This window comes from Paenibacillus sp. MER TA 81-3 (assembly GCF_023713585.1).
Lineage (GTDB): Bacteria > Bacillota > Bacilli > Paenibacillales > Paenibacillaceae > Paenibacillus_B > Paenibacillus_B profundus.
Genome location: NZ_JAMAWB010000003.1, coordinates 406,950 through 428,981, shown reverse-complemented (window position 1 = coordinate 428,981; position 22,032 = coordinate 406,950). Strand labels below are relative to the sequence as shown.

The following is a 22,032-nucleotide window of genomic DNA, read 5'->3' as shown; positions in this document are numbered from 1 at the left end:
TGAAAGATTAAAAAAGGGATGGTTTGGTCCACCACCCCAAGCGATCAGCATTTAAATTATCCAGGGAACGGATAAGGCGCACCAGGGAAGACGTCAGGGCATTGTTGAGGGAATGTAACCACACAAGGATTTTCCGGAATCGGAATTTCAGCGCGCGGCTGGCATAATTCCGCTTCAACCATCATCTTGACATTTGCTTTCACTTGAATGCTTTGGCAAATGACGATATCGACGTTAACGAACGTGTTGTTCACGATATCCAAGAACTCGATTCTTGTTGCATCCGGCACGATATGGCAATCGATGACAGTTCCCGGAGGAGCGCACAAGAGCACTTTTTCAAAGCGCACGAAGTTCTTCGTATATTTGCAGTGTACAACGTTCGGGATAACCGAGGTGTCGATAATCGTTACCTCATACGTTCCGAACTTTCTCATGACTACCCGTTGCAACGTCACTGGAGTGCCACCGACCGTGACAACTACGTTTTCTCTCGTAGAACCAACTTTCTCTTCGCAGTCGACGTCAACTACTCTTACCTCAATTCGGAATGAGGTCGGAAGTGGTAAGCAGGACATCGGATCGACTGTAGACTCGTCGACAATTTGGGTCACTTTCAACACCCAATCGAATATTTTAGGAACCTCTATACATTCCAAAGAGGGTAAAGGCAAATATTCGGGGGGTGTCGTCTGCCCTTGAACCAACTTGCTCTCCATTGATGTTTCAGGCCTCCTTTGTAGAATTCAAATTCAATACAGTCTATGGAGGAGGCAATAAAAAGGTGACGAAACCCCATGAATTTTTTGGAGGGATATCAGGTGCTGAGGAATGTCCTTTTTCGAATGACGCAAGGCACTCATTGGCTCGGCATTGACCGCAACGGGGTGCTAAAGCATGCGGTGCATCGATTGCAGGAGCCGCCGGTCTTCATGAAATGGCAGGCACACGGGCCGATCAGACAATTTTGCGCGATCCCTTCCGAGAATCAAGTTCATGTTCTGGCGCAATGCGATACGGGTATATACTATTTAAAATGTTCTCTGGATACGGGACTGCAGCAGGAACGGTGCATAGAACGCCGCGCGACTGGCGGGTTCCCGTATTTATTCATGCATCGGTCTGCCCTTTATATTTGCTACATAGTGACAGAGCAAGGTGCGTTGACGTTCATAATGAAATCTTGCCACCAAGGAGTGTGGCGCGAGCGCTCCGTTGCGTTTCCGGATATGCGTCCGGGTCAAACGGGCCAACGTGTCGCTCAAGCGTTATTTACCGTAAGCGAGCAAGGGAGGCTTTACGGCTTGTTCCATGTGTGCAGCGATGACGAAGAGCATCATGCTCTTGAGCTGCTTGAAGTGGATATCGAGCACGCGAGCGAGAAGGTGTGGATGCGTCTGTTCGCTGCTGCACAGGTCCGCCAACGGTGGAGCATTGGCTTATCCGTCGATGATGACGGCCGGCCCCATGCGGCATGGACCATTCACAGCGGTTCGGCGGCTGCATCATACTACGCCAATCCGACGCGAATTTCTGGATCGTGCATGCCGCTATCGGTTCGATTTGAAGATGCGGAGCCGCAGCCCTACTTTATATGTAGGGGAGAAATGCTGCTGCTGCTGCTGGTTGAAGAGAGCGGGCGTATCGCGGCTGCGTACTCGACGGATTATGGGGAGTGCTGGTCGCCCTTTAGCGATATTCATTTTTCGCCGCAGGCACAGCTTTCGATCGTCCAGAGTGTCATAAGTGAGCCAGACCGGATCGTTCCGGTGCTCCTGCTCGGACTTGGGGCCCCTTACTTCCGGCCGATAGAAGAGATTGATTTGCTGAACTCGTTCTCTGCGATGAAGGCCTTGCTGCCCGTTGACACCGGGTTTGCTTTCTACGGCCTGCAGATGGAACAGTTATTCAGGCATTTCGAGAGCCAGGTGGAGGGGCTGCAGTCAGCCGTTAACGAGTTGGACAGCGGCAATGAGGTAAAAGAAATGTCGCTGCAGCAGCTCATAGAGCAGTGCCGGGTGCTGGAACAAACGGAATGCGAAGTGCTGGCGGAAATAAAGAAACTGCAGGATACGTCCGATACGGAACCATTCTCTCTGCGCTTCATATTATAAGTGTAGTTAGAAAAATGGGCCTTTTTTTGAACATCCTCAGCAAGTGTATGTTTATGGCTATACACCAGAACAGATCGGAGGGTGAACAGATGAAAATCCAAATTAGCTCCAAACCGCTCTGCACAATATCCGTCACGATGCTTCCCGATGTGTATCAGCTGCTTGGCATGCATTCGTTTACTTTTCATTTGGACAAAGAAAACGGTACGCTCAATATTGTCAATCCGCTATCAGGGCATCAGGTCGTGTTGGAAAGCAAATGTAAGCGGGTGAAGGACAGACTGCTCATGCTCACGAGTGAAGCGCTTAGAGCAGCGGGGCTGCAAGTATGGATTGTTGACACGGAAGAAGAACGAAAGGCATGCTTATCTGAGTTGAACGGAGCAAAGCCGAGTATCTGGCTTTCGGTATTGGAGCCTGAGCCGGATGAGAATAAGGTGACAGCCCATTTTTTTGTGCAGCAGATGAAATCAAGCAAACAGCTGGCACACTTACTTATCCAAAACATTGTGAAGCTATCTGATTTGCCTGTCGGCGGAGTGTCGTTGAATTGGAAGAAGGTAACGAACTATATATCTCCATTATCCGGTCACAACATGCCGATGGCTGCTTTAACGTACGGAAGGCTCTCCGCGTTGTCTCCGCTGGAGTTGGAGCAGCTGTCACGAAGCATTGTTTGCACGGCCACCTCATTTTTTGCGAAGCAGCCGGTTCTTGACCTGATTCGAACGCTGCAATGGATGGAGCACGCTGGCCTTGCCGCTCAACAAGAGACGGCTGATTCTGTGGTTGCGGAACAGCACAGCGTTATGGAAACAGTGGAATCAGGCCCAGCAGGTGCAGCCGCAGATGATGCAGGCCAACCAACTGAGGCGGCTGACATTCCGGATGTGGCCGATATGGATGGGCACATGAACGAGGCGGATGAAACAGATGAAGAAAAAGAAGTGTATGAGGCAATTGAGGTTAATAAAGAAAAAGAAGTGAATGAAGTTATTGAAGGAATTGAGCTAATTGAAGGAATTGAAGGCATTGAGCTAAATGAAGAAAATGAAACCTATGAAAACGATGAGACACATACTGTCGCCGCTTCGGATTCAGAATTACTGCCGGAAACCGTGCTGGAAGCAAGTGAGGAGAATGAAGCCGAGGCTGTTCACATTGTCACCGTCGACATAGAACCAGAGGAGCGCAGCGATTCGGAACGACAAGCCGAGAGCGGGTCGGAACCTATTGCAGAAGAGGGGCAGGATACGCGCTCTAAGCAGGCGCCGACGTATTCGACTTTTATATGGCTGCAAGCGCAGACGGTAAGGAAGGAGCGGGGGCCATCGGACGAGGAAAAGCGCCGCAACACGTCTTTTTTCAGTTACATGAATCAGATGTCTCAAAAGCAAGAGAAAAAGCAGGCGCCAAAACCGTTCGATATGATGACGTTAGAGAGAGAAAGGGCTCAGAAATCGTAATATGGGCTACATTCGAATTGCAGCAGGAGCCTATCGTGAGATGGTCCTTCACTGCATGGAAGAGAAACCGCTTGAAGCTTGCGGCCTGCTGTCCGGAAGTGAGGGGACAGTCGGACACTGCTGGAACATACGGAACGTCAATCAAAGCCCTGTATCGTTCGCTATGGATATGGAACAAGTGGTGACAGCTTTACAGCAAATGAAACAGCATAATGAACAGTTGTTGGGAATATATCATTCCCATCCGAATAGTTACCCTTATCCGTCTACATTCGATATCGAACATGTTGCGTATCCGTGCTCCTATCTCATCGTGTCGTTGAATCGGTTGCGACCGCGCGTCCGCAGCTACCGTATTACGGGGGGAGACGTGCAACATGAGCCGATCTGGCTTGTGCCTTCCTAACGGTTTTCTTATCTTTACAACAAGATAAGGGACCGTTTTTTTGTTGTACATAGGCTACAAGGGGATCGATTGATAGATTTCCGCAATAAAAGCGAACCCTTCCGGGAGAACAGCGCGTTCATCTGCAAGTTCAAAAGAAAAGACGAATTTAACATCCAGACCCGCCCACGCCTCATCGAACACAACCGGCACCGTATAGCTTCGCAAGCATTGTGAGCGGCTGTGGTTGTCTGCATTCAGGGAGGAGAAAATGGGTATGGATTTTCTTTTCCGGTTCATCGGCTGAGGAGAAGAATGCAGTAGGTTTAGGGAATCTAAATCTGCAATATCAACACGGCTATGCAATTCAGCTGCGCTGTACACTATGAGCACAATAAGAAAATTGTTCGACAGGTCTAGGTTAATCGGATGGGATTGCGCTGCATAGCCTTGACGGCAGTTATCTTGATTCGCAGCAGCATATTTCACAATATGCGGATCGGGACCTGGAAGAAAAGTGGGGCCTTCGTTAAATAGCCTGGCGATGGCGTTGTTCTCGTCATACAGCTTGCCCAGCTTGACGACATTTGGAACCGTTCCGGACAACAGTTGGCTAAAAGCTGTCTCTCTGTCGGATGCGCCGATTACGGTCGCGGTATGGCTTACTAGTCTCTGAATCGGTAGCAATGGCACGGTTTGCAACCTCCTATCCAATGAAGATATCAAAACATGAGAGTACCATACCCGCATGAAGAGCGGGTATGGCTGTTGCTATCTTTCAGATGCTGAATCAGTTGCCATAGATTAGATAGGAGTCGCTTGATAAATATCGGCTGAGAAGGCCAAGCCAGCCGTGTTGATGGCGCCGTTGGTGAGATAGTTCGTCACTTGGAAGGAGAAGACGAATCGTACGCCAACCGCGATACTAATTAATCCGAGGGAAGCTGGGATCGAGTAGAAGCGGACTTTTTGCCAGTTATAAGGGTTGGCGACATCAGTAGTAATACCCGTGACTGGGTTCAACGAGCCGGCGTTCAAGTCGACGTCGAGTCCAGGAACCGGGAACAAGCTAACTCCTAGCGTGCTCACGGCTTGAATCCGTGCGGTCACGGCGTTGTCGGCAAATACGGTCAATGCGATCAGAAAATCATTGATGATACCGATCGTCAAAGGAACCGTAATAGACACTGCCGCAAAGCCGTGCGTTTCTCCAGGGATGAATGTCGGCTGCGTCCATACGGCCTGTGGGTCCGGAGCAGCGGCAAATACGGTATTGTCGTTGTCGAATTTCCGAATTTCAGGCCATATCAATGGCGCGTTGCCTACATTCACTACGTTAGGAGCCGCACCTGCCAGTGCCAAAGCGGCTGCTGTTGCTTTGTCAGCTGCACTGACTACATTGGCTGTGCTGCTGGTAAGCCGTTGAATGGGGATAATTGGCATATAAAAAAACCTCCTTTAGGCTTGTTAAAGGACTTGGTGTGGTGTTGTCCTTTCACATTACTAATGTATGAGTAGCCAGAATGAATCGTATGGATGAATTAATAGATTCATTCGCACAAACTTGTATCGTTGGATCGGCATACTTATAGATTAGAAAGTCGGATTGGAGGAGGTAGGAATTGACGATTCCATTAAAACGAAAGCTTGTGTTTCGGACGCTGCATGTGTCCGCTGACTGCGAGAACGTCATTAAGTTCATATTGCGAAATGAGACGCAACAACCCTTGTGTGATCTTGATATTACCGTGACCAATGATAATTTGAAGGGAAAATGTAAAATCCATCAACATAATGACCGCCATAATGAGTGCGACTGTCACGATAAATGCAAACACAAGCACCACTGCGACTGTCACGATAAATGCAAGCACAAGCATCACTGCGACTGTCACGATAAAAGCAAGCATAAACATCACTGCGACTGTCACGATAAAAGCAAGCACAAGCATCACTGCGACTGTCACGATAAATGCAAACACAAGCACCATTGCGATTGCTGTGATAAGTGCAAGTGCTGTAATCACGGGCATCACGGACATCACGGACATCACGGACATCATAACAATCGACATAAATGTAAAGTTCCTTGTATCGTCAAAGTAAAAGTACAGACCACATTTTGCGCAAAAACGATTGTGTTAGATTGTCCGACATGCTGCCTTCATCTCGACTTTGAAGAAATCTTCGGGTGGGGCAAATGCATTCCACCGAGTGAATCGGACAATTTGCTCTGGCTTACGTTGACCTTTGACAGCTCTTTCTGCCAAGGCGACGTATTAACGATTGATCCTGACAATGGTTGCGGGCCTGTCGTTATCGACGAAGATGATTGCCGGAAGCACCCTCATGAATGCACCATCCATGAGGAAGAGGAATGCTGAGTATCAGCATAAACGCGGAATGAAATCAGAACGTTAGGGATGGAATAGTAAAAGAGCCCGCTGCCCATGTGTGGCAGTGGGCTCTTTTCTGTTTCAATAGGACAAATAAATGCCGTTTTTTTAAAAGTGGTATGAATGTTTATACCAATATGAAGTAATAGAATACAATGATTTACGGAGGTGAGCGAGAAATGCTTGCATTTTGGGAAAAAATAATATTGCCTCTCTTGCAAATGTACGGTGTGAAGAAGATTGTGGAAATCGGAGCGGAGAATGGTTGGAATACAAGTCATCTTTTGCAGTATTGCCGTGCCGTAAACGGTGAATTGTTCGTTATTGATCCATCCCCTAGGTTTGACGTTCAGGAATATAAGAGACTCTTTCACAAGGAATTTCATATGATGATGGATTACAGCTTAGAAATTCTCCCTCATTTGCGACAGTACGATTCCATTCTTATCGACGGGGACCATAATTGGTATACCGTATATCATGAATTGAAGTTGATTGAGGCAATGGCCTCGCAGGACGGGAAATTCCCTGTCGTGCTGCTGCACGACACACAATGGCCATATGGCAGAAGGGATATGTATTACTTCCCTGAGTCGATACCGCCTGCATATCTTCATCCGCATGCCCAAAAGGGAATGGAATACGGCCGATCGGAATTGCTGGAAGTTGGAGGGGCGAACAGCATACTCTATAATGCGCTCTATGAAAATGGGGAACGCAACGGCGTGCTCACGGCGATCGAGGACTTTTTAAAGCAAACGCCGTTGAATCTAAGCTTTCATCAAGCCTATTCCAATAGCGGGCTCGGCATTATCGTTCCGAAACATGATGCTGTTGATATGCAAATTCAAGCGATTCTCTCATTATCAGGATTATAAGAACAATAAATACATCTTGAAGGAGGGAGAAAGATGTCTTCATCATTATTCGGCATTGCTATACTAGTATTGAATCAATTGGATATGACAAGGCAGTGCATCCATTATATACGAGCCTATTCCAGCCAACATATACCGCTCTTGATTATTGATAATGGCTCTAGCTTGGAATACCAGACAGAACTTCAGGCTCTCGGAGATTACTACATCCGCAATGAAGTGAACATCGGGGTCATCCCTGCCATGAATCAAGCTTGGCAGGTGTTGGACACAACTTATATTATGTATCTCCATAATGATCTCCTTATTTTAGAGCCGCATTTTGATGTGAAGATCAACCGGGTGCTGGAACAGGTTTCTTTTGTCGGAGCTGCCGGCTTCGGCGGAGGGCATTCAATGGATTGCAGAGGATTACGCACATCATTTACAAGCAACATGATCAATGCCGAAGTTCACGGAACACGCATGCTGCAGGATTACGTCCCTTCCGTTGTGCTGGATGGGATGTGCTTAATCATAAGAAAAGAGCTCATTCTTGAAATCGGCGGTATCGCGAATCAGTATCCGATTCACCACTATTATGATATGGATATTTGCCTTGAATCCATATATCGGGGATATAAAGTGCTCACGATCGGTGTTTACGTTCACCATGTCGGTTCACAAACTTCGTCACAATCAGATTATTCGACATGGCTCGAACAGTTCGGACTGACTGAGATGTCATTGTATGGTCAAAACCAAATCATATTTCATCAGAAGTGGGGGCATAAACAGGCACTTAGCGTCGATTCGCAATTTAATTATTATGATGCAAATGGGTCTATCGCAATGAAAATATAGTAAATATTGCCATTACTTAGTTTTGTATAGTAAAGCGCTTATTAAATAAAGAAGAATGAATTTCCAAATAATGATCGTTGTTAGGTTAATTCCTTTCTATTAGTCTGAAATAGAAGATAATAGAAAGGAGTTCCTTAACATGGTAAGAAAAATGAGGAAAAGCAAGCTGTTCACGACGCTCTCTGTAGTTGCGCTTCTGTCTGCCTCTCTGACATCGATCGGGTATGCAGACGGCTTGAAGCTCAAGCAAGGGGATCAGGGCCCGCAAGTATTGGAAGCAGAGCAGCTGCTTCACAAGCTGGGATGGTATGTGGAAGTGGACACGAAGTATGATCGCTACACTGTGCGGGCTGTGAAGAAATTTCAGCAAAAGCATGGTATCCGCGTGACCGGTGTCATCGACAATGCCACGATGAACCGTCTGAAGCAGGAGGGGGCGGCTTATGATAGTGCCATCGGCAAGCCTGTGCCAACTCCGCAGCCTTCCAAGCCTGCACCGGAGAAGCCGGTTGTCGTCCAACCGCCGGTAGTTAAGCCTCCGGTCGTCCGGCCTCCTGTCGTTCAGCCGCCAGTCGTTAACCCTGCTCCGGTTACGCCAGGAAATACAGGTATCACATTGTCTGCCGAAGAGCAGCAAATGATTGAACTGATGAATCAAGAGCGAGCCAAGTCAGGCTTGCAGTCGGTGAAGCCGAATGCCAAGCTGATGGAGCTGGCCCGCCTGAAGGCGAAGGATATGGTCGATAACCATTACTTCTCCCATAATTCGCCGACTTACGGTTCTCCGTTCAAGATGATGCAGTCCGGGGGAGTCGCATACAAGAAAGCTGCTGAGAATATTGCCGGCAATCGCTCGGTTGCGGCGGCTCATCTTGCGCTCATGAATTCGGAAGGGCATCGCGCCAACATCATGACGAAGGAGTTCAATCAAGTGGGCATCGGAATTGTTCCGGGTGGACCGTACGGCACGATGTACGTACAGATGTTCATACAGCAATAATAGAGCAAGCAATAGCCGCAGACGTCGAAGGACATCTGCGGCTTCGATGTTGACCGCTTATAGACCAGATTGCGCGATAATGTGTCTGGTCACTTCATTATAATGGCGGTAGATGTCTGAGTCGTCAGGCATTATGACACCAAGGCCGAATTGGCTGTGTACTCTGTGTAATTGCAAAGGCAGCTTCGATTCCGCCATGAAGTCCTCTACCGCGGTCAGTACACCGTTTCTCTCCCCATTTTCATACTCGGCGTTATGAACAGACGAGTTATGACCGTCTTCCACCAGCTCATTGACACCAGGCAGGATGCCTTTTTGCGCACTGGGCTTCCGGAATTCGGCGGGAATGGATTCCGGGAAATAGTACATGTCTCTTCTCCCGTATGGCCACTCCAAATCGTGCAAAAATACGATCGGAAACCGCTCCATTCGTTCTAAATGCTTTAGTTCATGATACACCGTGAACCAATTGTGATCCCCATCCACAAACACGGCGTCGCACCGGTGGATATGAGGGAGGAGTTCCAGACTGAATCCCCGCAGCATTTCGAACTTATCCCCGAACTGTTGCTTCAATCGCCCCACATCGAACTGAGGAGAAGGATCGATGGCGACGAGACGTCCGCTGTCCGCTCCATTGACGTAGCTTAACAGGTTCGTAGTGTTTAACCCTTGCGCGCAGCCGATTTCGACAATGTCGTTCGGCTTCGTCAACTGCAAGATCGGATGTATGATTTGATTCCAGAAATAAATCAATATCCTTACCCCCCATGGCCACCAGGTACATACATGCTGGTTCACCGCTTGCCATCACACTTAATGCTGATGATAGCTATTTTGTCTCCACTGATTCAAATGATGCTGCAACAGTTGAATATTCTCTGGAGGAACTGCATTTCCTTTGATGCCAATGCCGACTACGGTATGCGGGAATATTTCCTCTCCTGCGTAATCTGTAATGACGGTATCGAACGGCTTCAATATGCTGGCAAATGCTTGCGGCGTAAAGCGCCAATAATCAGCCGGATAGTCATGAATCGGGAAATTCATCACCGAACTGATGATGGCAATCCCGTTTGGCTTCAATATGCGGTGGATTTCGGACAACGCGAGCCGCGGATCCTCCACATGTTCCAGCGTATCCAGTGAAATCACAAGTCCTGCCGTCTGGTCCGGCAGATCAATGTGATGGAGATCCAGAACGAGATCAACACCTACACCTGGACGCATGTCACATCCGACATACGTTTTGCCTGGGAAATAAGGCCGCAGATCGGCAAAGCCTTCCTGACCCGCGACCTGATAAGCGCCGAACTCGTATACAGGCTCCTCGTAAGGAAGAACTGCTGCGCAAATGGCAGCAAAATTTTTAATGATATTTCTCATTTCTTCACTCCTTATTGCATTATGCCGTAACTAGCCCACATATGGTGTATTGCCTGTATTCCGTTATTACTGTATTCATCAAAAGAAAGGAAGTTGTATAGTCGTTCGCACAATTTATATGCTCATGCTGATACAGATGGAATTGAGGGCGGTAAAGCTAATTTCTTGCGCCAAAATAAAAGCGTTCACCGTCAAGGGCTTCGTCAGTTTGTCCATATCGCATACGATTTGCAAATCTTTCATTTCTGTCCATCCGCCGCCCGGAGACAGCGTTAGAGGTTCAATCGATTCGATGTTATACTCTCCGCTCGCTTTGCCGGACCGAAACCAATTGTCATCGGTGAACTTCCATCCGGATTGCCTGCCGCCCTTTACATAGACGGCAAGCGTGTGAATCAATTGGGGTGACAGGATCTTTCCGCTTATCTCACATGCGCGCTCTGGAGAAACGGCTATCACGATGCGAGGATGTTCAATTGCCTGATGTCCTGTATTGCGGAACAGCACGTTTACGAACAAGGTCACGTGCCGCATGGTTACATCGATGTCGGCGGCAGATTGGAGCACACATTCGACCGACACGGAAGAAGGGGAGTGATTCATTGTCATCACCTCGCTGTTACCGGATTTTTGTCATTTTGGACAGGAGATCGATCACTTTGCTCTTGAAGCTGGATGCCCGGGTTGCATCTTCATATCGTGAAGGATAGTAAACATTGAACTGTACGGGATCAGGAGTGGATTGATGGATGGATTCCGCAGCATGATTATGGGTTTGCTCCAATTCCTGCTCTTTGTTTGTTTCCTTCATAGGCACAACTTCAGGCTGGAGAATGGGAGATTGCACCACCTGTGCAAGCAGCTTATCGGCCAATGTAGTAACTTGCAGCGCGCGGCGGATGTTCTTTTCCTCTTCAAGCACGGATAGCCGCTGCTCCAGACCTGATTTTCTCTGCTGCCAGTACTGTAGTGTTTGGTTCAGCCGTTCCCATTCTCCATGTAACTGATCGCGGCGCTTCATCAACGAATCGGCGGTGGAGAGCGCGTGGCGGGCAAAGCGCATGCTGTGCCCGAAATTTCTGGCAGCGCGGTATGATTCAACGCCCCAACCGCTCAACTGAAACAGGCTCCCGACATGATTGCCGTCAGACAGCCAATACGGTGCCGAACCGTTACGGGTCTCCAGAGCGGATATGATGCGCCATGCAACGGGATGGGCTGCGTGAACTGTATCAATACCTCCCCACACACCATGTGCGATATTGTAGTCAATGTGAGTAATGCTCCCCTCTGCGATCCAGAAAAAGCGGAGGCGTTCACGGTCCACGGCGCAGACCGCGCATTCCACGCGAGAAGGAGTTATGGCGATGCTGCCTTCTGCCACCTTGGCCGATTCCGATCCTTCAGCAGCCGAGTAGAAATGAAAGGAGAGCTTTCCATGCGGAAAATGAATAAGAAGCACATGCAGACTGTCGTTCCAATCAGGTGAGACCTGAATGAAGACAGGCCCATGCGCATCCGTATACGGCAATGTGAACATGCCGTCAAGCAAGCTCCACGTTCCCGCAGCCTGATGGAAGCGCCAAATACCGACTTGCTGCTTCCGTTCATGCTGCACCACGCCGCCAGCCAGCCATATCGAGTCCCCGTCCGTTACCAGCTGAATCGAGCGGACAGGCAGCTCTGTAACGATGGGTTCGGGCTTCGACCAATGGACGCCGGACAGCACGGAATGATCGATGCGGTCGGGGAATCGAAGCGCGAGATGCAGCTGGTTGGCGCAGCATGTGATCTTCAGATCGGCCAGAGCTGTGAAATCGCCGTCCAGTTTGCATTTGATCACTGTGCTGTCGTGAGGCGCAATCCGGGCATGAACGAGCTGTTGAAAGCAATCTGCGTACACGATATGAACATACTGCTTATCGTCCTGACAGATGTCATAAAGACGGTCTGCATATTCAAGCACAAATTGCTCTCGGTACTCTTTCCATACATGATCCAACGTCTCTATGACGAGCCCGCGGTCCGCAGGCTTAACGATAAGCATATGATAGTCGTTCGCCACCAAATATCGCCGTTCCATTTTCAACCGCCTCCTGCCTGCAGGTCATCCCTTGATATCATTTTATTCAGCGTGTGAACAGAATAGGATGGATTGCGGCTATCCTTGCATTTAGTTCAGTGATAAAGCGCCCGCCACGGGTAAATGCACAGGCAAAGCAGGGGCTGTGCTAATACACTGGATCCAAATGACCGTATCATCCGCAGTGTGTTGGAGGGATCGATATTGAACATCATCCAAAAGTTACACCAGATCTTCGAATTGGAAGAGGAAGCATATGTTACGGAATTGTACAGACAACTGTTGAATAAAGAGCCGGAGATTATCGGCGTGAGCCACTTTACAGGGCTGCTTCATTCCGGGCATACGAAATTATCGATTGCGGTCAGCTTCTTGCGCAGCAGGGAATTAAAGCAAATATACGCCAAGGAAGGCGCAGGCGGCCTGCAGGGTGTCACTCCCCGCATTTATCACCGCATCTATTCCTTGCTTACCATCGATTCCACTTCCTTCATTCCAGAACTGTACGCGGAGCTGCTGTGCCGGGAAGTGGAGCATGAGGCGTTGCAACATTATGCAAGCTTACTGCGCAACGGCAGGTCACGTCTTTCGATAATTTTGGGTGTGCTTGTGTCGCCGGAGTGCCAACTGCTGCTGTCTTCACCGCAAATGCCTAGATTGAACGGACCGCTCGAATTCGGCGAGTTCGAAATCGATGAGGATACGCCGAAGAAGGCTGGAAGCCGTTATCCCGCTGCGTTTCCACTGCGCCGCAAAGTCTCTGTCGTCATCTTGACATGGAACGGTCTGGAGCATACGAAGCAATGCATTGCATCACTTGCCCGGCTGGTGGATAACGATTGGGTCGATGTCGTTGTCCTCGATAACGGCAGCACAGATGAGACTGTGCCCTATTTGCGGGAAATTCAGTGGGTGAAGCTGATTGAACATGGACGGAACAGCGGATTTACGGCCGGAAATAATTTAGCGATTGCGCAATGCGATCCGGACAGTGACATTGTGCTGCTGAACAACGATATTGTGGTAGAGCAGGCTGATTGGATCGAGAGGCTGCAGGAGACGGCTTATTCAGCGCCGGACATTGGGATTGTCGGCTGCAGATTGCGGGGTGACGATGCTAAGCTGCAGCACGCAGGAACGTATATCTTCGCGGAAACATGCTGGGGCCAGCAGCTTGGCGGACTGGAAACGGACATCAATCAGTATGAAGGCGTACGGGATGTGCAAGGAGTTGTATTTGCGTGCGCCTATTTGAAGCGGGAACTGCTCCATGCGATTGGAACATTGGATCTCGATTATTTTGCTTATTTTGAGGATACTGATTTTTGCCTTAGAGCAATTGCAGACGGCTACCGGGTCGTATATGACGGACGGGTAACGCTCATTCATTCGCAGAATACGACGACCAAAGTGAACAACGTCGATTTCAATCAATTGTTCATGCAGTCGCAGAGCATATTCCGTGATAAATGGGCCAACTATTTGGAGGAGCAGTACACTCATAAGCTGAACTGGCATTCCATTGCGAATTTATCAAGCGGCTATGCCAATTCCTCAAGAAATATGATGACAGCACTCGACGAGCTTCGCGTAAAAATGCATTACCGGTACGTCTATGGTCCGGGAACGCCGTTCCAGACGGTGGAGCCGCAGATGAGCGACGATTACCGCATCAATGTGTTCAGCATGCGCAAAAGAGATATGTCCGCTCCAGAAGTCGTCTATGGTCAAGGAGACGTCTTCTTTAAAAATGAAGGCAAATACAAAGTCGGCTATACGATGCTGGAGGTCGACGGATTGCCGGAGGAATGGGTGCGGCAGTGCAATAGAATGGATGAAGTGTGGGTTCCGTCCGCCTTTAACGTCGAGACGTTCCGCAATAGCGGCGTCCGCGTGCCGATCCATATCGTGCCGTTAGGCATCGATCCGAATTATTTCAATCCAGGGATACAAGCGTTTCGCTTTTCGAAGAAATATACGTTTTTGAGCGTGTTTGAATGGGGGGAACGAAAAGCGCCGGCGGAAATGCTGCGCACGTTTGCCAATGAATTCGCTCATGACGATGTGCTGCTTGTCTGCAAAATAACGAATAAAGATCCAGACATCGATGTGCGTGCGGAAATTCGAAAATTAAATTTAAAACATGTGGAATCCAAAATATTGATTGTCTATAACCAGACGATTCCTGCTTATTTACTCGGCAGCCTGTACCGTTCCGCTGATTGTTTCGTATTGCCGACCAGAGGAGAAGGCTGGGGAATGCCGCTGTTGGAGGCGATGGCGTGCGGGATCCCGGTGATCGCGACCGATTGGAGCGCACAGCGGGACTTCTTGAACGAGCAGACTGGATTCCCCGTCCGTGTAAAACGGTTGGTGCCGGCAGTAGCCAAATGCCCATATTACACCAACTTCCAATGGGCGGAGCCTGACTATGATCATTTGGCACATCTCATGCGCTATGTATATGACAACCGGGAGGCGGTCAATGAGCGCAGTCAGGTCATCGCACAGCAGGTGCTGTCGCAATGGACATGGACGAATGCCGCCAGGCGAATTGCGGATCGTTTACGGCATATATGAACTACCTCTAAAAAGGAGTGGTCAGGAAATGCGTTACATCGTGGGAATTCCGTACGTCAACCGCCGGGATTTGTTATATCGAGCCATTGATAGTATCCGTCCGTATTGGGGGCATATATTCGTGCTCGATAATTCGGCGGAGCGCGAGCTGAGGCACGATATCGGCCTGTCACGGAGCGTGACCGTATACGAACCTCCCGTCCCGCTCACATTTACCCAATCCATGAACTGGTTCCAACGGATGGCTGCCGAACGCGAAGCCGATGCGGTATTTTACATGCATACCGACGCTGAAGCGCATCCGGGCACGCCGGAGGCGTTTCTTAGAGTGCTGGAGGAGCTGCAGAGCAGCGGACGCAAGTGGGGGCTTGCCTTGACGAATTTCGACGCGCTGGCTGCTTACAACATGGAGGCCGTGCGGGCCGCGGGACCTTGGGATACGATATTCAGCAGTTATTTCGCGGATATCGATTATCACCGCAGACTAAGACTGGCGGGCTACGACGAAGTGTTTACAGGACTGCCGGTAGAGCATCACGGAAGCTCCACCAGAAAGTCGGATTCGCGCTTCAACTTTATCGTCGATACGACGTGGCCGCTCTATGAACGGTATTACGAGCTGAAGTGGGGCGGCAAGATGGCGCAGGAAACATATATGACGCCGTTCAATATGCCTTAGGGAAGGGGGGATTTTATGCGCTTGTCTGACATCAAACGGACTTATAACGCCGTTTACAGCCTCGGCTCGAATTGTTATCCATCCCAGCGCATGGAGCGATATGGGCTGCGGCCCTATAGTGGTGTTATTGATTGGATGTACTCCAACTCTGTTCCGGGTTTGTGCACGCTGCTGCGCAATCGGTTCGCTCATTTTATGCATCCCGCCAATATTGTGGTGGAGGGGACGGAATTCAACGGACATAACTTCTCGGTTCGCGATTGCATTTACGGCATGCAGTCGGTGCATGATTTCTTGTGTTCAGACGGAGTAGAGGGGATTCCTGTGAAATATCCGGATTTTCAAGCAACGCTGCAGCGCCGCATAACCCGCTTTCTCGACAAAGTGGAGCGGTGCGAGTGGATTTTTTTCTTCCGGCTGAATGCTTCCTATGAAGAAACGATCGAATTGGAGGCTGCTCTGGCTTCCATCGTCAGGCATCAGTTTACCCTCTTGGTCGTTAATCCCGGATCCGCCTATCAGATTGTGGAAAGCGGGTGGCCGTTAGCGCATACCTGCGCCTTGGAAATTCCCGCCGAATGGGATGCTCAGAGCGATGAATTATGGAACACAGTGTTTGCGGGAATCGAATATCAGGCCGATTGAAGACTGCGCTACCGTGCTGCGGACTTCCATTCCCGGTCAGTCTTCCCAGCGAGTAATGCCTATTCCATGCTGCATGGCGATCTGGCCTTCCACGGTGAATACGTGGTGAGGGGTCACGGAATGGCGCCGTCTCAAGTATGGCGTCGGCGCCACATTCATGCAGCATGGGTACATATGATTCGGATTGCATGACGCAACCTATGGAATAGACAACGCATTCCCCTCCAAAAATTACAAACTTTCAATGAGCCTGTATATGCTTGCCGTGGCAGAATCATCCAGATTTCATATATATATAACGTTTCAACAACTCAGGAAGAAACGACACAACGATATTGATGGTTTGGAGGTTATGACCGGTGCTCAATCCGCTTCTGCCCATGGTAAGCATTGTTACGCCTTCCTTTAACCAAGCGGCCTTTATCCGCGAGACAATAGAAAGCGTATTGTCACAATCGTATCCGAATATCGAGCATATCGTGATCGACGGCGGCTCAAGCGACGTAACCGTTGCTATATTGCAAGAGTACAGCCAGCGCTGCGGACACCGCTTCCGCTATGTGTCGGAACCGGACAGAGGGCAATCCCATGCGATTAACAAAGGACTGCGGCTGGCGCAAGGCCAAATTATCGGATGGCTGAATTCAGACGATACGTATTTGCCGGGAGCGGTTGATAAGGCGGTGCATGCTCTGCAGGCCCATCCCCATTGGGGGATGGTATACGGCAGAGGAAACTATACCGACGAATCCAATCGTTTCTTGAAGCCCTATCACGTGGAGCCCTATCAATCGCTGCGCTTATTCGAATGCTGTATCGTATGCCAACCGGCATCGTTTGTGCGCAAAGACGTGTATGACAGCCTAGGAGGCATTGACGAACAGTTGCAGTTCTGCATGGATTATGACTTGTGGATGCGTATTTCCAAGCATCATCCAATCGGATATATAGAAGAGCTGCTGGCGAATTCGCGCATGCATTCCTCGTGCAAGACGGTCGTCGGCTACACGGAGATCGGTTTGCCGGAAATATTGGCGGCAAGCGTGAAAAATTACGGCACCGTATCGAACAATTATTTGAGCCAGCTTATTATTCATTTTTTCAAGAACGGTCTGCTGTGGTGGGCTGAACTCGTCAAAAAATATCCGCTCTTCGGGCATTATCCACGCATTGCCGACACCAACGGATATAAGGATGGATGGGCTCCCCCCCACTACCGCGCAACTATAGAAACGACACCGGATCAACCGTGCAAACGGCTGATCTGCCATGGAACGTATCAACGTATAAACGGGGATTTGCATCTTACGGTCCATGTGAACGGCATCCCGGTGAAGCGGGTGACTGTCGTGGACGGAAGCTTCTATATCGATTTGCGGATTGATGCGGTTAGCACGAGAACGGTAATAGACATTAGCGCCGACCAGCACTTCGTGCCTGCTGCTCGAGGCGGAAGTGATGATTTACGCCAGTTGAGCTTTAGAGTTAATCTCATTGCTCCGCTGTCGCAGCAGGAATATGAATTTATCCATCATTTGAAAAAGGGAGCGGATGTAGCGAATAGATGGGTCCAGGCGAATCGGCGTCCCGTTCCAATGCTATAAGAGGATGTTCATGCATACCCGGTAAAAGGATGTGAATGTCAGATGAATCTTGCGCAAAAGAGGATAGCGGTGACTGGCGGATCAGGATTCCTGGGCAAACATGTCGTCCGCAAACTAGAGGAGTACGGATGCAGATCCGTCTTTGTTCCGCGCAGCGCCTGCTACGATTTGCGGAAGGGGCAGGATATTGTTCAAATGTTGAACGATTGTGCGCCTGATATCATCATTCATTTGGCTGCCGTTGTTGGGGGGATTGGCGCTAATCAGAAAAATCCCGGCAAGTTTTTTTACGACAACCTTATTATGGGAACGCAACTTATCGAGCAATCGCGTCTGTTCCAGGTAGAGAAGTTTGTCGCGATCGGGACGATTTGCTCCTATCCGAAGCATACGCCCGCTCCGTTCCAGGAAAGCGAACTGTGGAACGGGTATCCGGAAGAAACGAATGCCCCTTACGGGTTGGCCAAGAAGATGATGCTGGTGCAGTCGCATGCCTACCGCGAACAATACGGTTTTAATTCCATTTATTTGCTTCCCGTCAACCTGTATGGACCGGGAGATCATTTCGATTTGGAAACATCCCACGTCATTCCGGCCATTATCCGCAAATGCGTGGATGCAATGGAGCGAGGACAAGAGAGTATCACGCTCTGGGGAACAGGCACAGTGACACGCGAGTTCATTTACGTCGAGGATGCCGCGGAAGCGATTGTGAAGGCAACGGCGTTATATAGCGGTCCGGACCCGGTAAATATCGGTACCGGCCGGGAAATTACGATTAGCGGGCTCGCCGCGCTCATTCAATCCTTGACCGGTTATACCGGAACGATCGTCTGGGATGCAGATAAGCCAGACGGACAGCCGCGGAGGCTGCTCGATGTCGGGCGGGCGAAGCAAGCCTTCGGATTTGAAGCGGCAACCGACTTGGCGAGCGGCTTGGAGCGTACGATTGAGTGGTATCGGGAACAAAGATTCAAAGGGAAACTCAGTTAAAGAGGTTGTTCAAAAAGTTTTGCGGATCAAAGCCCGCTTCGTAAGCAGACGCTTCGAGTTCTTGCACCTTCTCGGTGCTGAAAACCGACCTTTTTGAACACGCGCTTAGTGAATTTATATGCGAGATTGGATTGGAAAGAGGGGAGGGGAAATGGTGAGTGATCAGTCCTTCTGGAAAGGCAAAAACGTATTCGTGACCGGTCATACGGGATTTAAAGGCTCGTGGCTGTGCCTGTGGCTGCACAGTCTCGGCGCACGTGTTACCGGGTATGCGCTTCAGCCGCCAACGGATCCCAGTTTATTTGCTTGCTGCGGCATCGGATCTCTTGTCCACTCTGTAATCGGAGACGTGCGGGCGCGGGAGTCATTGACCCAAGCTCTTGCGGAGGCCCAGCCGGACATTGTCATTCATATGGCGGCCCAGCCGCTGGTCCGTGCCTCCTATGCTCATCCGGCAGAAACGTATGAAGTCAATGTTCTGGGGACGGTCAATGTGCTGGAAGCAGTGCGCGCAGCCGTTCATCAAGGAATACCGGTAAGAGCGTGCATCAATGTCACATCCGACAAGTGCTACGATAACCGCGAATGGATCTGGGGCTACCGCGAGCAAGACCGATTGGGAGGATACGACCCATATTCGAACAGCAAGGCGTGCAGCGAGCTCGTGACCGCAGCATATCGCAATTCTTTCTTTCATCCGGATCGATATGGCTCGCACGGCGTTGCCGTGGCGTCGGCCCGGGCGGGCAACGTCATCGGCGGGGGAGACTTCGCCGAGGATCGGCTCGTGCCCGATATTGTGCGCGCGCTGTTGCGACGTGAGACAATCCGGCTCCGCAGACCGCATTCCGTCCGCCCGTGGCAGCATGTATTGGAACCGCTCGGCGGATATCTGCTGCTCGCGCAAAAACTGTACGAGCATGGAGCGGCATATGCCGGTGGCTGGAACTTCGGTCCTAACGACAGCGACGCTGAGACGGTGCTGGCGATCACCGAATCGCTGTGCGCGGCATGGGGGAGCGATACGCCGATTATAATCGAAGGCGAAGACGATGTTCACGAAGCGAACATGTTGAAATTAGATTGTTCCAAAGCGAAGGCGGAGCTCGGATGGCATCCGAAATGGACTGTAAAGCAAGCCATTCAGCATATTGCGGACTGGGTGCGCGCTTATGAAGCCGGCTGCGACATACAGCAGGTCTGCCTACGGCAGATTGCCTTATACGGCGGCATATAGCGTAGAGGCCCGCCCTTCACGAAAAGGGGGAAGTAAAGAAATGAAAGTCGTTATATTGGCTGGCGGTTACGGCACACGGATTAGCGAAGAGTCCCATGTCAGACCGAAACCGATGATTGAGATAGGCGATCGGCCCATCCTTACCCATATTATGTCCATCTACTCGCGGTACGGGTATCATGATTTCATTCTTTGCCTCGGGTACAAAGGCTATATGATTAAGGAGTATTTTGCGAATTATTATTTGCATCGCTCGGATGTGACCTTTGATTTCAGCAATCAGAATCAGATGATTATTCATCAACACCGTGCCGAGCCTTGGCGGGTGACACTGGTGGATACCGGGCCGGATACGATGACGGGCGGAAGACTGAAGCGCGTCCAGCCGTACATTGGGGATGAACCGTTCATGTTGACCTACGGAGACGGCTTGGCGAATATCAACATTGCTAAGCTTGTCGAGTTCCACCGCTCTCACGGGAAGATGGCGACTGTAACCGCAACTCTGCCTGGCGGGCGCTTTGGCGCATTGCATATACAAGATAATCAGGTGACTGGATTTCAGGAGAAGCCGCAGGGAGAGGGAGGATGGATCAATGCCGGATTTTTCGTTATGGATCCCGGAGTCTTCTCATATATTCACGGAGATGAGACTGTGTTGGAGCAAGAACCGTTGGAGCGATTGGCTCATGGCGGCGAACTGATGGCGTTTCCGCTTACCGGCTTCTGGCATCCGATGGACACATTGCGTGACAAGAAGCATCTCGAGCAGTTGTGGAATACGGGGAACGCGCCATGGAGCGAATAGAACCGGAAAGCAAGGCTGAACTTGCGTTGCGAGTGCTCGTTACGGGCGCGACGGGGTTCTTGGGCAGCTATATCGTCAAGGCGCTGCTGCGCGACGGTCATCATGTCATCACGCTGAAACGCAGCTTCTCTGACTGCCGCCGCATCAGCGGGGTGCTGCCTGACATCGCAACGGCGGACTTGGATGGGGCGGAACTGGAGACGATTGTTGCGCAGCATGCCCCGATTGACGCCGTCGTTCATGCGGCAACCCTGTACGGACGCGATGAGGCGCCGTTCAGTTCATTAATGGAGGCGAATGTCTCATTTCCGCTGCGGTTGCTGGAGACGGCCGTAAGTAATGGCGCCAAGCTGTTTCTCAACACGGATACGTTCATCAACCGCGAGCCGTTGGACTATAAATATTTAATTGGCTATACGTTATCCAAGAAGCACTTTGCCGAATGGGGCAGAGAAGCGGCGCTTAAGGGCGCCGTCCGCTTCATCAACGTCAAGCTGGAGCATGTGTACGGACCGCTTGATAATGACGATAAATTTACTAGCTACGTCGTTCGGAGCTGCGTCGCGAACGTACCGGAATTGAAGCTGACACCGGGGTTGCAAGCGCGTGATTTTATCTATGTGGCGGATGCGGCCGATGCTTATGCTCTATTGCTGAGGCGCAGCGCAGCACATGATTCCGAGCCGTTCCGGCAATTTGACCTCGGCACCGGAAGGGCGATCGAGGTTCGGGAATTCGTGCGGCATGTCCATCGCTTGGCCCGATCGCAGACCTTGCTCCAGTTCGGGGCGCTTCCGTACCGGGAGCATGAAATGATGCACTCGCAGGCGGACATTGAACCGCTCACCGCTCTGGGATGGTCGAGCAGAGTCGGGTTGCAGGAGGGAATTCAAGCGATGATTGACGAAGCGGCTTATAGCCATTGATGAGGAAAG

Annotated in this window: 24 protein-coding genes; 15 read left to right on the top strand and 9 right to left on the bottom strand. The window is 50.2% G+C overall.

The window, feature by feature from the left end; translation table 11 throughout:
* Positions 1-56: 56 nt before the first annotated feature.
* Positions 57-719: a BMQ_0737 family morphogenetic spore coat protein gene (locus tag M3650_RS06070; RefSeq protein ID WP_251573240.1), complete on the bottom strand. Its 663-nt coding sequence runs from the start codon at positions 717-719 to the stop codon at positions 57-59.
* Positions 720-821: 102 nt separating this feature from the next.
* On the opposite strand from M3650_RS06070, the gene M3650_RS06065 reads away from it, so the two are divergent.
* The 3 genes from M3650_RS06065 to M3650_RS06055 all read left to right on the top strand — a co-directional run bounded on the left by M3650_RS06065 (position 822) and on the right by M3650_RS06055 (position 3,986).
* Positions 822-2,114, top strand: a complete 1,293-nt coding sequence (locus tag M3650_RS06065) for a hypothetical protein (RefSeq protein ID WP_251573238.1) — start codon at positions 822-824, stop codon at positions 2,112-2,114.
* An 89-nt stretch (positions 2,115-2,203) separates the two neighbouring features.
* Entirely contained in the window at positions 2,204-3,580 is a 1,377-nt protein-coding gene (locus M3650_RS06060) for a hypothetical protein (RefSeq protein ID WP_251573236.1), read from the top strand.
* Position 3,581: 1 nt separating this feature from the next.
* Positions 3,582-3,986, top strand: a complete 405-nt coding sequence (locus M3650_RS06055) for a M67 family metallopeptidase (protein WP_251573234.1) — start codon at positions 3,582-3,584, stop codon at positions 3,984-3,986.
* A gap of 54 nt (positions 3,987-4,040) precedes the next feature.
* On the opposite strand, the gene M3650_RS06050 is transcribed toward M3650_RS06055, so the two are convergent.
* From M3650_RS06050 to M3650_RS06040, 3 genes are all read right to left on the bottom strand, one after another.
* Entirely contained in the window at positions 4,041-4,658 is a 618-nt protein-coding gene (locus M3650_RS06050) for a histones H3 and H4 (protein WP_251573232.1), read from the bottom strand.
* Positions 4,659-4,769: 111 nt separating this feature from the next.
* Entirely contained in the window at positions 4,770-5,408 is a 639-nt protein-coding gene (locus M3650_RS06045) for a hypothetical protein (protein ID WP_251573230.1), read from the bottom strand.
* 191 nt (positions 5,409-5,599) lie between these two features.
* On the bottom strand, positions 5,600-6,040 hold the full coding sequence (locus M3650_RS06040) for a hypothetical protein (RefSeq protein WP_251573228.1): 441 nt from the start codon (positions 6,038-6,040) through the stop codon (positions 5,600-5,602).
* 63 nt (positions 6,041-6,103) lie between these two features.
* Here M3650_RS06040 and M3650_RS06035 point away from each other — a divergent pair, with 63 nt between their 5' ends.
* The 4 genes from M3650_RS06035 to M3650_RS06020 all read left to right on the top strand — a co-directional run bounded on the left by M3650_RS06035 (position 6,104) and on the right by M3650_RS06020 (position 9,082).
* Positions 6,104-6,349 (top strand): hypothetical protein, encoded by a 246-nt coding sequence (locus tag M3650_RS06035; protein WP_251573226.1) that lies wholly within the window; start codon positions 6,104-6,106, stop codon positions 6,347-6,349.
* Between the two features lie 191 nt (positions 6,350-6,540).
* Complete coding sequence (locus M3650_RS06030) at positions 6,541-7,239, top strand: class I SAM-dependent methyltransferase (protein ID WP_251573224.1); 699 nt, start codon at positions 6,541-6,543, stop codon at positions 7,237-7,239.
* A 33-nt stretch (positions 7,240-7,272) separates the two neighbouring features.
* Positions 7,273-8,082, top strand: coding sequence for a glycosyltransferase family 2 protein (locus M3650_RS06025; RefSeq protein WP_251573222.1), 810 nt, complete (start codon positions 7,273-7,275; stop codon positions 8,080-8,082).
* A 139-nt stretch (positions 8,083-8,221) separates the two neighbouring features.
* On the top strand, positions 8,222-9,082 hold the full coding sequence (locus M3650_RS06020) for a CAP domain-containing protein (RefSeq protein ID WP_251573220.1): 861 nt from the start codon (positions 8,222-8,224) through the stop codon (positions 9,080-9,082).
* A 57-nt stretch (positions 9,083-9,139) separates the two neighbouring features.
* On the opposite strand, the gene M3650_RS06015 is transcribed toward M3650_RS06020, so the two are convergent.
* The 4 genes from M3650_RS06015 to M3650_RS06000 all read right to left on the bottom strand — a co-directional run bounded on the left by M3650_RS06015 (position 9,140) and on the right by M3650_RS06000 (position 12,551).
* Positions 9,140-9,838 carry a class I SAM-dependent methyltransferase gene (locus M3650_RS06015; RefSeq protein ID WP_251573218.1) on the bottom strand — a complete coding sequence of 233 codons (699 nt, stop codon included), beginning with the start codon at positions 9,836-9,838 and terminating at the stop codon, positions 9,140-9,142.
* Positions 9,839-9,898: 60 nt separating this feature from the next.
* Positions 9,899-10,468, bottom strand: coding sequence for a class I SAM-dependent methyltransferase (locus M3650_RS06010; RefSeq protein ID WP_251573216.1), 570 nt, complete (start codon positions 10,466-10,468; stop codon positions 9,899-9,901).
* A gap of 114 nt (positions 10,469-10,582) precedes the next feature.
* Positions 10,583-11,077 carry a D-Tyr-tRNAtyr deacylase gene (locus M3650_RS06005; RefSeq protein ID WP_251573214.1) on the bottom strand — a complete coding sequence of 165 codons (495 nt, stop codon included), beginning with the start codon at positions 11,075-11,077 and terminating at the stop codon, positions 10,583-10,585.
* A gap of 10 nt (positions 11,078-11,087) precedes the next feature.
* Positions 11,088-12,551, bottom strand: a complete 1,464-nt coding sequence (locus M3650_RS06000) for a hypothetical protein (protein ID WP_251573212.1) — start codon at positions 12,549-12,551, stop codon at positions 11,088-11,090.
* Between the two features lie 204 nt (positions 12,552-12,755).
* On the opposite strand from M3650_RS06000, the gene M3650_RS05995 reads away from it, so the two are divergent.
* The 3 genes from M3650_RS05995 to M3650_RS05985 are packed head-to-tail and all read left to right on the top strand — an operon-like array spanning position 12,756 to position 16,455.
* Entirely contained in the window at positions 12,756-15,131 is a 2,376-nt protein-coding gene (locus M3650_RS05995; RefSeq protein ID WP_251573210.1) for a DUF4214 domain-containing protein, read from the top strand.
* 28 nt (positions 15,132-15,159) lie between these two features.
* Positions 15,160-15,810 carry a glycosyltransferase family 2 protein gene (locus M3650_RS05990; protein ID WP_251573208.1) on the top strand — a complete coding sequence of 217 codons (651 nt, stop codon included), beginning with the start codon at positions 15,160-15,162 and terminating at the stop codon, positions 15,808-15,810.
* Positions 15,811-15,825: 15 nt separating this feature from the next.
* Positions 15,826-16,455, top strand: coding sequence for a DUF1796 family putative cysteine peptidase (locus M3650_RS05985; RefSeq protein ID WP_251573205.1), 630 nt, complete (start codon positions 15,826-15,828; stop codon positions 16,453-16,455).
* 36 nt (positions 16,456-16,491) lie between these two features.
* Here M3650_RS05985 and M3650_RS31825 read toward each other — a convergent pair whose 3' ends face one another.
* Positions 16,492-16,614 carry a hypothetical protein gene (locus M3650_RS31825; RefSeq protein WP_285848325.1) on the bottom strand — a complete coding sequence of 41 codons (123 nt, stop codon included), beginning with the start codon at positions 16,612-16,614 and terminating at the stop codon, positions 16,492-16,494.
* 200 nt (positions 16,615-16,814) lie between these two features.
* Here M3650_RS31825 and M3650_RS05980 point away from each other — a divergent pair, with 200 nt between their 5' ends.
* The 5 genes from M3650_RS05980 to M3650_RS05960 all read left to right on the top strand — a co-directional run bounded on the left by M3650_RS05980 (position 16,815) and on the right by M3650_RS05960 (position 22,023).
* Entirely contained in the window at positions 16,815-18,059 is a 1,245-nt protein-coding gene (locus M3650_RS05980; protein WP_251573203.1) for a glycosyltransferase family 2 protein, read from the top strand.
* A 42-nt stretch (positions 18,060-18,101) separates the two neighbouring features.
* On the top strand, positions 18,102-19,052 hold the full coding sequence (locus M3650_RS05975) for a GDP-L-fucose synthase family protein (RefSeq protein WP_251573201.1): 951 nt from the start codon (positions 18,102-18,104) through the stop codon (positions 19,050-19,052).
* Positions 19,053-19,203: 151 nt separating this feature from the next.
* The gene (rfbG, locus tag M3650_RS05970; protein WP_251573199.1) at positions 19,204-20,289 is read left to right on the top strand and encodes a CDP-glucose 4,6-dehydratase; all 1,086 of its coding nucleotides are present in this window, start codon (positions 19,204-19,206) and stop codon (positions 20,287-20,289) included.
* A gap of 40 nt (positions 20,290-20,329) precedes the next feature.
* A complete protein-coding gene (gene rfbF / locus M3650_RS05965) occupies positions 20,330-21,097 on the top strand; it encodes a glucose-1-phosphate cytidylyltransferase (protein WP_251573197.1) in 768 nt (255 codons plus the stop codon).
* The gene (locus tag M3650_RS05960) at positions 21,085-22,023 is read left to right on the top strand and encodes an NAD-dependent epimerase/dehydratase family protein (RefSeq protein WP_251573195.1); all 939 of its coding nucleotides are present in this window, start codon (positions 21,085-21,087) and stop codon (positions 22,021-22,023) included. The genes rfbF and M3650_RS05960 overlap by 13 nt, the downstream gene beginning before the upstream one ends.
* The last annotated feature ends 9 nt before the right edge of the window (positions 22,024-22,032 follow it).

Bases quoted from the DNA above. Each gene is read 5' to 3' on its own strand.
- M3650_RS06070 (WP_251573240.1), bottom strand. From the start codon at position 719: ATGGAGAGCAAGTTGGTTCAAGGGCAGACGACACCCCCCGAATATTTG.
- M3650_RS06060 (WP_251573236.1), top strand. From the start codon at position 2,204: ATGAAAATCCAAATTAGCTCCAAACCGCTCTGCACAATATCCGTCACG.
- M3650_RS06055 (WP_251573234.1), top strand. From the start codon at position 3,582: ATGGGCTACATTCGAATTGCAGCAGGAGCCTATCGTGAGATGGTCCTT.
- M3650_RS06045 (WP_251573230.1), bottom strand. From the start codon at position 5,408: ATGCCAATTATCCCCATTCAACGGCTTACCAGCAGCACAGCCAATGTA.
- M3650_RS06040 (WP_251573228.1), bottom strand. From the start codon at position 6,040: ATGTCGATTGTTATGATGTCCGTGATGTCCGTGATGTCCGTGATGCCC.
- M3650_RS06030 (WP_251573224.1), top strand. From the start codon at position 6,541: ATGCTTGCATTTTGGGAAAAAATAATATTGCCTCTCTTGCAAATGTAC.
- M3650_RS06025 (WP_251573222.1), top strand. From the start codon at position 7,273: ATGTCTTCATCATTATTCGGCATTGCTATACTAGTATTGAATCAATTG.
- M3650_RS06020 (WP_251573220.1), top strand. From the start codon at position 8,222: ATGGTAAGAAAAATGAGGAAAAGCAAGCTGTTCACGACGCTCTCTGTA.
- M3650_RS06010 (WP_251573216.1), bottom strand. From the start codon at position 10,468: ATGAGAAATATCATTAAAAATTTTGCTGCCATTTGCGCAGCAGTTCTT.
- M3650_RS06005 (WP_251573214.1), bottom strand. From the start codon at position 11,077: ATGACAATGAATCACTCCCCTTCTTCCGTGTCGGTCGAATGTGTGCTC.
- M3650_RS06000 (WP_251573212.1), bottom strand. From the start codon at position 12,551: ATGGAACGGCGATATTTGGTGGCGAACGACTATCATATGCTTATCGTT.
- M3650_RS05990 (WP_251573208.1), top strand. From the start codon at position 15,160: ATGCGTTACATCGTGGGAATTCCGTACGTCAACCGCCGGGATTTGTTA.
- M3650_RS05985 (WP_251573205.1), top strand. From the start codon at position 15,826: ATGCGCTTGTCTGACATCAAACGGACTTATAACGCCGTTTACAGCCTC.
- M3650_RS31825 (WP_285848325.1), bottom strand. From the start codon at position 16,614: ATGAATGTGGCGCCGACGCCATACTTGAGACGGCGCCATTCCGTGACC.
- M3650_RS05975 (WP_251573201.1), top strand. From the start codon at position 18,102: ATGAATCTTGCGCAAAAGAGGATAGCGGTGACTGGCGGATCAGGATTC.
- rfbG (WP_251573199.1), top strand. From the start codon at position 19,204: ATGGTGAGTGATCAGTCCTTCTGGAAAGGCAAAAACGTATTCGTGACC.
- rfbF (WP_251573197.1), top strand. From the start codon at position 20,330: ATGAAAGTCGTTATATTGGCTGGCGGTTACGGCACACGGATTAGCGAA.
- M3650_RS05960 (WP_251573195.1), top strand. From the start codon at position 21,085: ATGGAGCGAATAGAACCGGAAAGCAAGGCTGAACTTGCGTTGCGAGTG.